Below are 11,357 nucleotides of genomic sequence, written 5' to 3' on the forward strand. Positions count from 1 at the left end.
AAAGCCCGATGCAAAACGGAAAATCGAAAGGGAACAACCAACTGGACGTGGGTCTATCAGGCCTCGGCTCCGAACTCTACGTAACCAAGGGGACATTTTTGCTGCACAGTTAAGGGGACATATTGCCTAAGTATAAACACCAAAAGACCCTGCCGTTGACACGAGGCGGCGGGTGCAATACGAAAGTAATTCGACAACCGAGGTACGCGGAGAATGATATGCGCAGGTTGAATGGCTGGTTGCTGATGTTGCTTTTCGCTTGTCTGGCGCTCGCGGCCTGCAACGAAGACGATGGAGAGGACGATACCGTCGCCGACGATTCGGTTCAGATCACTTTGCGGGTCGATCAGGATGAAGTTTTCGGCTTCGTCCAGGACGAAGGGATCGGCTACGCGAAATTTTCCGACCACGACGGCCTGGTCGGTACGCGGATCAAATGCGAAGTCTTCCTGGACGATCTGGCCCGCTTCGACAACGCCGTACTGACCGGCCGGCTGGAATTGATCAACGAAAACGCGATCAAAGCGGATTCGTTCGTACAGGAATTCACCGTCGACCGCGATACCAACAGCTTTTACTTTTACATTCCGCAAATTTTAACCGTCCCGATTCTGCTCGATTTCCGCCTGTCGTTGACCTACGAGGAGGAAAACGTCCAGCAGACCGTCGACCACTTCGAAGCCAGCCTGGTTTACGAATTCAATGTGAGCACGGGCAAGCCGGCGACCTTCTAGGATCATGGCCCCGCGACCCGGCCGGATTTTTTCCTCGTTCCGACCGGCGTTCATCGCCTTTCTCTTGCTGGCTTTGCTGCCTTTGCAAACCTCCGCGAAGCCCGCGCCGGCGCTGCGATTCATCGGCGGCGACGTGTCCGCGCCCGACTTGCCGTCGAAAATCCTGAACGGCGAATGGCGCCGATTGTTGTCGGCCGGGCATCCGTTCCTGGTGCGAACCGCCCGCGCCCCGGCGTTGCCGGCGGGCCGCCGGCCGCAACGCGATGGGCTGCTCTGGCTCGCCCCCGTGCCGCCCGACGGCTGGATCGTCCTGCCCGCCGCCGCGAACCCGCCCCGCCCGTCTTATGTCAAATGGTGCGGAATCCTCCCGCCGGCCGCGAAGAAAACCGTCGGCCTGGAAAGCGCCCGCGGTCAAACCGAATACCTTGCGCGGCGCGGCGGTGGAATCGCGCCGGTCAAGGCGGCGCAAGGCGACGATTTGGCCCGCCTGCTGGCCGATCCCGACGTCTGGGCCGTCGCTCCGGCCATGCCGGCGCGCGCTCCGGCCAACAACCACGTCCGGCGGATCATCGGCGCGGACTTCGCGCAGGACGAGCCCTGGAATCTCAGCGGCGACGGCGTTTCCGTGGCGATGTGGGACGAAGGCCGGGTGCTGCACGCGGATCTGGCGGGGCGAACGACCAACCTGGCGGACGGCGACGCCAGCGACCACTCCACCCACGTTGGCGGAACGATGGCCGGCAACGGCGCGTTGAGCGACGGCCTTTATCGCGGCGTCGCGCCGCGGGTCCGCGTCTTCGCCTGGCGGTACGACGATCCGGTGATGGATCTGCCCCAGGCTTTGGAACGCAACGCGAGCTGGATCAACAACAGTTGGGTCTATTTCATCGACGATTCCGAGGCCAATTGCGAATACCTCGGGGCGTACGATTCGTACACGGCGGAATTCGACCGAGCGGTGGCCGGCGAGGACGGCGCGCCGATCGGCATTTCCTTCGCCGGCGGCAACATGGGCGCGGCGGACGACTGCGGCATCGCGCTCCGCGACGGCTACGGCAGCATTCCGCCCCCGGCCACGGCGAAGAACATCATCGCGGTGGGCAGCACCGACGACGGCCGGCAAGTCAGTTTTTATTCCAGCCGAGGACCGACGAACGACGGCCGGATCAAACCCGACCTGATGGCGGTCGGTTGCGTCAAACCGGACCCTGGGTACATCGTCTCGACGCTGCCGGCCAGCTCGTACGGCGGCTCGGGCTGGTGCGGCACGAGCATGGCGGCGCCGCAAGCAACCGGCACGGCCGCGCTGCTTTACGAACTGGCCGCGCGTTCGGCGCTTGAGTTGAGCCCGGCGCTGGTCAAAGCCTTGCTGATCGCCACGGCGCGCGAACTAGAAGACCCGGGGCCGAGTTACGCCTCCGGCTGGGGCGAACTCGACACGGCGGCCGCCGTCGTGATGCTGGCCGAACAGGCTTTCGTTACCGGCGAACTGGCCGCGGCGGACGAGATTTTCGAGCGGGAAATCACCGTGCCCGCCGGCCGGCCGGCGCTGGAAGTGACACTAGTGTGGGACGACCCGGCGGCTGCGGAAACCGCCGCGCGGGCGTTGGTGAACGACCTCGAATTGCGCCTGATCGATCCGGCGGGCGACGAGATCCTGCCCTGGGCCCTGGACCCCGACGATCCCGACGCGGCGGCGGCGCCCGGCAAGGATCACCGGAACAACGTCGAACAGGTCAGAGCGGACGCCCCCGCGGCCGGCGTTTGGAAAGTGCGGGTCGGCGCGGCGTCGCTGGCGACCGCGCAGCCCTTCGCCCTGGCCGGCTGGATACTCGGCGATCCGACCTGCGACGGGGACGCCGACCGTTCGCCCGGCCCGCAATGCGACGGCGACGACTGCAGCGACGCCGATCCGGCCGTTCACCCCGGCGCGGCGGAAATCTGCGGCAACGGTTTCGACGAGGATTGCGACCATCAGGCGGACGAATCCTGCGACGATGACGACGACACCACCCCGCCGGACGATACGACCGATGACGACCAGGATACGCCGGCCGATCAGTCGGCCGACGATTCCGCGCCGGACTCCGGCTGCGGCTGCTGAAATCGGCGGGAGGCCGAAATGAAACACGCGCTTTTTTGGATCGGATTGCTGCTGCTTTCCCTGCCGTCCTGCGACGACGACGGCGACACCGACGCGGTCGCCGACCTCGAATGCAACGACCTGATCGAAGAAATCTACGAGGAATGCGATTTGCGGCTGCCGCTGTGGGAAGGCGACCGGCCGGACGCCGAGCACGCCTTGCGGTATTGCCGCGAGGACGAACGCTACGAATGGGCCTGCGTCGACGACTGCGTTTTCGCCGACAAACGGCTCTGCACCTCGCTGGAAATGTGCCTGGACGACTGCCCGTTAAAGGATTAGGTCGGCGAACAAATCGTAGGCGTCCGAACGCGTCACCCGCGCCCGGACCAGTTGGCCGGGCCCGCAGCTCTCTTCCGCCGGCGCGCGCACGTAGATCGCCCCGTCCACTTCCGGCGCCTGTTGCGCGACGCGGCCGACGTGCGAATAAGCCCGCCCCGAGTGCTTGTGCAGCGTTTCCTCGATCAGCACCTCGACCTCGCGGCCGCGCCACTCGCGCCATAATTGCCGGCTGATGACCTGCTGCGCCTTCATCAAGCGGGCCGCGCGTTCGACCCGCGTTTCGGCGTCCACCCAATCGGACTGCTCATACGAGGGCGTGCCCTCTTCCGGCGACCAGGCGAACACGCCGACGTGGGCAAAGCGATTTTCCTTCACGAACGCCAGCAACTCGCGGAAATCGGCATCCGTTTCACCCGGGTGGCCAACGAGAAACGTGGTGCGGATCGCGATGTCGGGAATCCACCGGCGCAGCCGCTCGACGACCGCCTGGCTACCGGCGTGGGTTTGCGGGCGGCCCATCCGTTGCAGCAGGTGGTCGCTGATGTGTTGAAACGGCACGTCGAGGTACGGCGCCACCTTGCGGCAGGACGCCAAAGCGCGCGCCAAGGATTCGTCGACACGCGCCGGATGCGCGTACAAAAGACGAATCCAGCGAATTCCGGCGACGCGATCCAGGGCGCGCAGCAGTTTGACCAGCGACGTGCGCGGCGAAAGATCGCGCCCGTAAAGCGTCAGATCCTGCGCCACCAGGCTCAGTTCCTTCACGCCGCGCTCGGCCAGCGCCGCCGCTTCGGCGAGAATCGCTTCCGGCGGGCGGCTGCGGTACGGGCCGCGCAGGCGGCCGATGATGCAGTAGGCGCAATGGTTCGAACAACCCTCGGCGATCTTCAGGTAGGCGCGGAACGGCGGCGTGGACAGCAGGCGGTTTTGGCTTTCCCGGTAAACCGTTTCCGGATCGGCGAACAGCGCGACCTGCTTTTTGCGGCGCGGCAGCCCGGCGACCAGATGCGGCAACCGGCCCATGTCGCCGACGCCGAGCACCAGGTCGATCTCGGGCATCGCCTGGGCCAGTTCCTCGCGGTACTTCTGCGGCAGGCAGCCGACAGCGGCGAGCCAGCGGGCCCGGCCGGCCTTCTTCGCCTCGATCTCGGCCAGCAGGGTATCGACCGATTCCTGCGCGGCGTCCTCGACGAAACCGCACGTATTGACCACCACCAGATCGGCCGGACCGTCGCCGATCATCCGCCAGCCGGCGCGCACCAATTGCCCGGCCAGTCCCTCGCTGTCCACCAGATTCTTGGCGCAACCCAGACTGACGAGGCGAAAGGAATAACAAGTCAAAGCAGCATCTCCAAAAACGCGTCCAGGCGCGTCAGGGTTTGGCCGGTCAGCGGCCCCGGCCGGTCGCCCTCCAGCGCGAGCACGGGCACCGGCAGGCTTTCCCGGATGATGATGTGTTCGATCTGTCGATGGCAGAAGGCCTGCAGATAATGCAAGGCGGCGCGAATCCGGCGGCGGTCGACTTCCCGGCGCAGGTCGGCCAGCCGCGGCGTCGAATCGTAGGGATAGGTATAGCGGCAGAATTGCTCGACCAGGTCCGCGCAGTCGTAAGGCATGGCGAACTGCCGCGGCACCTCGTCGAAAACGACGCGCGCGCCCCGCTCTTCCAGGGCGGCGAACAGATTTTCGAAAATCGGCGGCACGCCCAGCAGGGCCAGGCGAACGGCGGGCGGCAAGATCGGCCGCCGCGCGACTGCGGATAGAAAATCGCCCAACTCGGCGGCGAACCGTTCCGCGTCGCCGTTGAAATCCGACGCCGACACCAACCATTGATGCAGTTCGGCTGACCCGACCCGGCCCTCCTGGTCCGCCAGCCGGTCCAACTCGGCCAGGTTCCGGCGCAACGGAATCCACTGCCGGCGAACCTGCTCGGCCTGTTGGAGCGAAACCGCGAACCGCGCTGCCAGATCTTCCAGCGATTGCCGCACGGCGGCCGGTTCGGGTTGCGAGGGAAAATCGAATGGGATGGTGGCGACACCGCGATGGCGCAAGACCTCGGCCAATGCCCGGGTGTTGGTACAGTCGCCGGTCAAAACCGTCACCACCGCGTCGACGCAACCGGCCCGCACGGCCGCGTAGATGCCTTTGATCCAGGCGCAGATGCCGGCCGGGAAACCCTCGTTTTCGGCGCGTTCCAGCCAGGCCAGGCGATCGGCGGCGGAAATGAAGACGTTGTTCAGATCGACGGGCACACACCCGGCGGCGACGATGATTTCATGCGGAACGGTAGTGGTGAGGCCGATACGTTTTTTGGTCATGGTCCGCCGTGCTATTCGCGTACGAACACAAAATATGCGGCGACGCCGACAACCACAACGACCCCGATGAAAAAGACCGCGACCCCGCCGAATCCGGTGACGTTGCCGACATCGATTTCGGTGTGTTCGATCGTGAAGTGATGCAAGGGGATCAGGACCCATACCGCGAACAGCGACAGCAGAAACGGCTTGCGGAAATTGCCGATCAGCAGGCCGAGCACCAAAAGAATCGCCGACACCCCCAGGCCGAGGGGATTGATCAAGGCGTTGAAATAGTTCCCGTTGCCCCAGGCCAGGACCACCAGTTCCCAGTTATCGATCACCCATTGCACCTTGGCCTCCCACTACTCGGGTGGAACGGAGCGGGCGCTTCCGGCCGGAACCGCCCGCCGACCGAAAAACGATTACAGTTGCGCCAGTTGCTTGCCGACCTTCGTCAGTTTCTTCACGGTATCCGGCGATTCCTTGATCGTCTTGCCCAGGTTGGACAACGAATCGCTCAGCGCCGAGGCGATCGCCGGCAGCTTGGTCGCGTCTTTGATCAGGCTTTTGTAGTTGTTCGCCAATTCCTGACCCTGAGAAAGCAATTCGGGCGCGCTTTCCGCCGCCTTGGTCAGAATATCCTGCGCCAGTTTGACGTTCTTTTCCGCTTCCTTCTCGGCGGCCGAATTCTTTTGTTTCTTCAGCTTTTCAACATCCTTGCCGGCGATTTCGATCACGTTTTCAGCTTGGATCAGCGAGGCATAGACCACGGCGGATTGTTTCGACCAGTTGTCGACATCCTTGCTGCCGCTGACGACATAACGGATTTTTTCCTTTTTCAGACCGTCCCACTTGGTGCCTTCATACTGCTTCAGCTTGGGATCGAGATCGCGCAGCTTGACCCGTTTTTTCGTGACATCGCAGCTACCCGCGGTCAGCGCCAGCGCCAACGCGATCAAGATCGCCAAAATCACCAGATTCTTATGCCGCATGAAGATCCTCCCCTTCGCCAGCGACCGGCAAATTGTGGATAACGCAAGTCATCGTAAAAAAAGGATGCCGCCGGTGTCAATGCAATTCGTCGCCTTTCGACCATCCGGCTTTCCGGGCGTTGACCCCCTGCGACCGCCTATGCTAGAAGGCTGCTTCCACCTGATCGGTCCGTTCGGCCGGCAGGGTTAGCGAAATCTCGCGACGGAAGGGTGCAGCGTCGCATGAATATCCTGGGAATCAGTGCGTTTTATCACGATAGCTCCGCGTGCCTCGTGCGCGACGGGGAGATTATCGCCGCGGCCCAGGAAGAGCGTTTCACCCGCCTGAAGCACGACCCCAATTTCCCGGCGGAAGCGGCGGCTTACGTTTTGCACGCGGGTGGCATCGGCGTCGAAAACGTGGACCTGGTGGCGTTTTACGACAAACCGTTTCTCAAATTCGAACGCTTGCTGCGGACTTATTTGAACGAGGCGCCGCTCGGCCTGCCCAGTTTTCTGGCGGCCATGCCGCTGTGGATGAAGCAAAAACTGCTGATGCCCAAGGTGATCGCGCGCGAGTTGGGCTACGACGGACCGCAAATCTACCCGGAACATCACGAAAGCCACGCCGCCAGCGCCTTTTTTCCCAGCCCCTTCGAGCATGCCGCCTTCATCACCTTCGACGGCGTCGGCGAATGGACCACGATGAGTTGGGGCACCGCGGCCGGCAACAAAATCAATATCCGCGCCGACATCCATTATCCGCACAGCATCGGCATGCTGTACTCGGCGTTCACCTATTTCCTCGGTTTTCGCGTCAATTCCGGCGAATACAAGGTCATGGGGCTGGCGCCCTACGGCGAACCCAAGTACGCCGGGCTCATCAAGGAACACCTGATCGATATCAAGCCCGACGGCAGCTACAAGCTGAACATGAAGTACTTCACCTACCTGCACGGCCTGCGCATGACCGGCCGGCGATTCGAGCAACTGTTGGGCATCCCGCGCCGGCTGCCGGAAACCGAGTTGCGGCAGGAACACATGGACCTGGCGCGCTCCATTCAGGTGGTGACCGAGGAAGTCATGCTCAAAACCGCGGCGCACGTTCACCGGCAGACCGGCGAAAAAAATCTCTGCCTCGCCGGCGGCGTTTCGCTCAATTGCGTCGGCAACGGGCGCGTTCTGCGGGAAGGGCCGTTTGCGGACATCTGGATTCAACCGGCGGCCGGCGACGCCGGCGGCGCGTTGGGCGCGGCCCTGTTCGCCTGGTACCAATACCTCGACCGGCCGCGCACGGTCTCGCCGGCGGGCCGCGATTCGCAAAAAGGCAGCCTGCTGGGGCCGGAATACTCCGACGCGGAAATCGAAACGTTTTTGCAAAACCGGCAAATTCCGTATCATCGCCTGGCAGCGGCCGCGGTCGCCGCGCGCACGGCCGAGCTGCTCGCGGCGGGCAAGGTGGTGGGTTGGTTTCAGGGGCGCATGGAATTCGGGCCGCGGGCCTTGGGCGCGCGCAGCATCCTGGGCGATCCCCGCGATTCCGAAATGCAGCGCACGATGAACCTAAAAATCAAGTACCGCGAAAGCTTCCGACCTTTCGCGCCGACGGTCGCGGTCGAGCGGATCTCCGATTGGTTCGCGATCGACCGCCCCAGCCCGTACATGCTGCTGGTCGCCCCGGTCGCCGCGTCCCGGCTGCGGCCGATCAACGCGGACGACGCGCAACGGCAAGGGCTGGAGAAATTGCGGGTCGTGCGCAGCGAGGTTCCGGCGATCACCCACGTGGACGGTTCGGCACGCCTGCAATCGGTCGACCCCGTCGATCAGCCGCGCTATCATGAACTGCTGGTCGAATTCGAGAAACGCACCGGGGTGCCGATCGTCATCAACACCAGTTTCAACGTGCGCGGCGAACCGATCGTCCGCACCCCCGAGGACGCCTATCGCTGTTTCATGCGCACCGAAATCGAGGCCCTGGTGCTGGGCCGTTATCTGCTCCACAAGGCGGAACAGCCCGCCTGGAACGAAACCGCCGACTGGCGCAAGGAATTCAAACCGGATTGACCGATGGCCAAACGACGCGACGAAAACAAGGATCTCCGCAACTTCTGCCTGGCGCTGGGCGTGTTGCTCGGCGGCTTCGCGGCGTTGGGCTGGTACAATCAACGGGCGTTCTGGCTGTATCTCGCCGGCGGCGCGGCGCTGGTCGTGGCGCTGGGGCTGTTCGCCAAGCCCGCGGTGCGACCGGTTTTCCGCGGCTGGATGTGGCTGGCGCAAAAGCTGAACTGGTTCACGACGCGGTTGCTGCTGACCGTCATTTGGCTCGTGATTTTTCTGCCGGTCGGGCTGGTGTTGCGCCTGCTGCGCGTCGACTTCTTCGATCGCCGCTGGGAGCCGGGGAAAGCCAGTTACTGGCGCGAGCGGCCCGCGACGCCGTACGACCGGCGCCGCACGGAACGTTTAGGGTGACGGCGGCGTCCGGCGCGAATTCTCCCATTCCGCCATCAGCGATTTGAACTTTTCCTCCACCCGCCGGTCGATGATGCCTTCCAACCGTTTTTCCAGGGCCTCGTCCACGATGTGTTCGATCGCCTGCGGCACGCGCTTCAGCCGGGGCGTGATCACTTCCAGAATCCGCTGCTTGAAGTAGGCGTAGAAACTGATTGCGGCGATCGCGTAACCGGCCAGGATGTCGGCGATGTAATGCTGTTTCACCAGGATCGCCGACGCGCCGATCATCATCGTGACGAACAGGACGATCGCCCCGCGTCGTCGGTCGACGTGGTAGATCGAAAGCGCCGACATCATCGACATCGCCGCGTGCATGCTGGGAAAACAATTCGCAGGCACGTCGTTGCGGTACACGGTGTCGATCACCCAATGCGTGAAATCGACGACCTGAATCTCCGGCCGCCGCATCATGACCGGAAAGCTCCAAAACAGCAGATAGCAGAAAATCATCACCGTGATGTAGGACCAGGCGATGACGCGGAAAAACTGCCGGTCGCGCACGAGAAAAAACGGTAGCAGAAATACCGCATACAGCGCCAGGTAGGGATAAATGAAGATCGGCACGAAGGGGATCGATTCGTCTGCGACGGTGTTCAATTCGTAGGCGTCGGCCGGATCGAAAAAGCTGCCGACGATGTAATAGCCGAACACCCACAAACCGAACAACAACGCGGCGATGATCGGTTCGGGGTTGCGGGAGATCCAGGAACGCGGGCTCATCGCAGCCACCCGCGTTTGTAAAACCAGACGCTGCCCAACGACCAACCGATCGGAAACACCGCCGCGGTAAAAACCACTTTCATCCAATGAGGCGTGACGAGGCCGACGAAATACTCTTCCGCCATGATGAAATAGACGGCGGCGATCACCCCGGTGAGATAATAGAAAATCAGCCAGCGGACCGGCGTCTGGTCCCAACTGATGAGCTTTTCATGATCCGGATCGGGCAAAAACTTCATTAATAGTTCATTAATAACAAAGCGTTTCTTTTAGCAAGGAATTTTTTCCGCGCAAATGTCAGCATGAGCGCTGAATTTTCAGCGGTAAAATGCCCTCATTTTGTCCATTTATTGAAATTCAAACTCATTAATACGCCGAAGGACCGGCCGAAAAAAGTTTTTCTTTTTCAATATCAATAGGTTAGCTTATAAAACTCACTGTATCAGTAGATTGGCATTAATATTGCTAAAAGTATGAGTGTTCTTTGAAAACACGAAATGAACCAGGGCTAGGGGCGTCGGCAGCAAAAGTTTTAACAAAGAGATCCTCACATATAAGCCGACCCGACTAAAAGGAACCTCTAAGTTTTACGGCGTCCCTAGCTTCATTTTAGCGATTTCTTGGTTGTTAGATTTTGGCCTGCGACCGAGCAACCAAGATCAGAAGGACCGTGCTCCCCCACGGTCCAATTTTTTTAAGCACATTTTATACCCCTTTCGATTCAACCGGCGTTTCGACCGTCTACAGACCCGGCGCGCAACCCGGGGCGCGAACCATCATCACCGGCACGCAGGCATCCCGGACGATCTCATCGGCGACGCTGCCCAGCACAAAACGCTTCACCCCGGCACGCGCATGCGTGGCCAGCACGATCACGTCGTCGTCGAGCGTCGAAGCGAAATCGGCAATGGCTTGCGCCGGGTGGCCTTCGAGCACCTTGGTTTCCACCATGGCCAAACCCCAATCGACGTGTCCGGCGATATTTTTCAAGTATTGCTCGGCCTCATCCCTGCCGGCGTTGTTGATCCGCGTGGTCTCGGTCGTTTTCACGACGTAATCGCCGATGACGGCCGGCGCCGGTTCGACGACGCGAACCAGGATAATATCCGGGGATTCGCAAATCTGCGCCAACTTCAGGACGTGCGGAATCACGGTTTCCGCCAAATCCGTGCCATCGAGCGGAACGACGATTTTGCGATACATGACGCCCTCCTTTCGGAATCCGACAGTTTGAAGGTTCTCATCCTACGTTTCGGAGCAACCCCCTTTCATGGATAGCGTAACGCCGCACACTCCAATAGCAATATCAATTGGACATTAAATTGAAATCTCAATTAGTTAGAATTGTTTACATAAGTGACCTAGATCATTTATTCCCTGACAACATCTATTTCCGGCTCGATTGTCCCATGAAGAATGGGCGGCGATTTTGGTTTCCGGAAAAACTGAAATGATCTCGGTGACCGAAAGTCAGGGACTGCGTCTCTTGAATCCGGAGATCGAATCCGTAAATAATTTTTTATTTTGGATACAAATAATCACTTGCCTTGAAGCGCGGGCGGTAGTATGGATATTTACTGTCAACGTAAGGATGGGAAAAGGGCGCGGAGCGGCGGAACCGATCGGACGGCGGCTCGCGGCGCGGGCCGCTTTGGGAGGGCAGCGCGATGAAGGCGCGTCAGGTGGGATGGTCGAT

Annotated in this window: 11 protein-coding genes and 1 pseudogene; 5 read left to right on the forward strand and 7 right to left on the reverse strand. The window is 61.4% G+C overall.

The features are described 5' to 3' along the window. Window positions 1–218: 218 nt before the first annotated feature. The 3 genes from GX444_17815 to GX444_17825 are packed head-to-tail and all read left to right on the forward strand — an operon-like array spanning window position 219 to window position 3,159. Window positions 219–734, forward strand: coding sequence for a hypothetical protein (locus GX444_17815; GenBank protein NLH50439.1), 516 nt, complete (start codon window positions 219–221; stop codon window positions 732–734). A 4-nt stretch (window positions 735–738) separates the two neighbouring features. Then, window positions 739–2,838, forward strand: coding sequence for a S8 family serine peptidase (locus tag GX444_17820; GenBank protein ID NLH50440.1), 2,100 nt, complete (start codon window positions 739–741; stop codon window positions 2,836–2,838). 18 nt (window positions 2,839–2,856) lie between these two features. Beyond that, window positions 2,857–3,159: a hypothetical protein gene (locus tag GX444_17825; GenBank protein ID NLH50441.1), complete on the forward strand. Its 303-nt coding sequence runs from the start codon at window positions 2,857–2,859 to the stop codon at window positions 3,157–3,159. Here the strand turns inward: GX444_17825 and rimO are convergent. The 4 genes from rimO to GX444_17845 all read right to left on the reverse strand — a co-directional run bounded on the left by rimO (window position 3,148) and on the right by GX444_17845 (window position 6,451). Beyond that, entirely contained in the window at window positions 3,148–4,500 is a 1,353-nt protein-coding gene (gene rimO, locus GX444_17830; protein NLH50442.1) for a 30S ribosomal protein S12 methylthiotransferase RimO, read from the reverse strand. The two genes, GX444_17825 and rimO, sit on opposite strands and share 12 nt — an antisense overlap. Next, window positions 4,497–5,477, reverse strand: a complete 981-nt coding sequence (locus GX444_17835) for a 2-hydroxyacyl-CoA dehydratase (GenBank protein NLH50443.1) — start codon at window positions 5,475–5,477, stop codon at window positions 4,497–4,499. The genes rimO and GX444_17835 overlap by 4 nt, the downstream gene beginning before the upstream one ends. An 11-nt stretch (window positions 5,478–5,488) precedes the next feature. Beyond that, window positions 5,489–5,809 carry a hypothetical protein gene (locus tag GX444_17840; GenBank protein NLH50444.1) on the reverse strand — a complete coding sequence of 107 codons (321 nt, stop codon included), beginning with the start codon at window positions 5,807–5,809 and terminating at the stop codon, window positions 5,489–5,491. Between the two features lie 72 nt (window positions 5,810–5,881). Beyond that, on the reverse strand, window positions 5,882–6,451 hold the full coding sequence (locus tag GX444_17845; GenBank protein NLH50445.1) for a hypothetical protein: 570 nt from the start codon (window positions 6,449–6,451) through the stop codon (window positions 5,882–5,884). Between the two features lie 222 nt (window positions 6,452–6,673). On the opposite strand from GX444_17845, the gene GX444_17850 reads away from it, so the two are divergent. Together GX444_17850 and GX444_17855 are read left to right on the forward strand one after the other, a co-directional pair. After that, window positions 6,674–8,494, forward strand: a complete 1,821-nt coding sequence (locus tag GX444_17850) for a carbamoyltransferase (GenBank protein ID NLH50446.1) — start codon at window positions 6,674–6,676, stop codon at window positions 8,492–8,494. Between the two features lie 3 nt (window positions 8,495–8,497). Next, on the forward strand, window positions 8,498–8,899 hold the full coding sequence (locus tag GX444_17855) for a hypothetical protein (protein NLH50447.1): 402 nt from the start codon (window positions 8,498–8,500) through the stop codon (window positions 8,897–8,899). Here the strand turns inward: GX444_17855 and GX444_17860 are convergent. The 3 genes and pseudogenes from GX444_17860 to GX444_17870 form a co-directional block, all read right to left on the reverse strand. Continuing rightward, a complete protein-coding gene (locus GX444_17860; protein ID NLH50448.1) occupies window positions 8,891–9,661 on the reverse strand; it encodes a phosphatase PAP2 family protein in 771 nt (256 codons plus the stop codon). The two genes, GX444_17855 and GX444_17860, sit on opposite strands and share 9 nt — an antisense overlap. Next, the gene (locus GX444_17865; protein ID NLH50449.1) at window positions 9,658–9,900 is read right to left on the reverse strand and encodes a hypothetical protein; all 243 of its coding nucleotides are present in this window, start codon (window positions 9,898–9,900) and stop codon (window positions 9,658–9,660) included. Before GX444_17865 ends, GX444_17860 begins: the two co-directional genes overlap by 4 nt. A gap of 502 nt (window positions 9,901–10,402) precedes the next feature. After that, window positions 10,403–10,864, reverse strand: a pseudogene (locus GX444_17870) (universal stress protein). Window positions 10,865–11,357: the final 493 nt, after the last annotated feature.

This window comes from Myxococcales bacterium, from assembly GCA_012517325.1.
Lineage (GTDB): Bacteria > Lernaellota > Lernaellaia > Lernaellales > Lernaellaceae > JAAYVF01.

Coding starts and splice junctions, on each gene's coding strand:
- GX444_17850 (NLH50446.1), top strand. CDS start 6,674: ATGAATATCCTGGGAATCAGTGCGTTTTATCACGATAGCTCCGCGTGC.
- GX444_17865 (NLH50449.1), bottom strand. CDS start 9,900: ATGAAGTTTTTGCCCGATCCGGATCATGAAAAGCTCATCAGTTGGGAC.
- GX444_17855 (NLH50447.1), top strand. CDS start 8,498: ATGGCCAAACGACGCGACGAAAACAAGGATCTCCGCAACTTCTGCCTG.
- GX444_17860 (NLH50448.1), bottom strand. CDS start 9,661: ATGAGCCCGCGTTCCTGGATCTCCCGCAACCCCGAACCGATCATCGCC.
- GX444_17835 (NLH50443.1), bottom strand. CDS start 5,477: ATGACCAAAAAACGTATCGGCCTCACCACTACCGTTCCGCATGAAATC.
- GX444_17820 (NLH50440.1), top strand. CDS start 739: ATGGCCCCGCGACCCGGCCGGATTTTTTCCTCGTTCCGACCGGCGTTC.
- GX444_17845 (NLH50445.1), bottom strand. CDS start 6,451: ATGCGGCATAAGAATCTGGTGATTTTGGCGATCTTGATCGCGTTGGCG.
- GX444_17815 (NLH50439.1), top strand. CDS start 219: ATGCGCAGGTTGAATGGCTGGTTGCTGATGTTGCTTTTCGCTTGTCTG.
- GX444_17825 (NLH50441.1), top strand. CDS start 2,857: ATGAAACACGCGCTTTTTTGGATCGGATTGCTGCTGCTTTCCCTGCCG.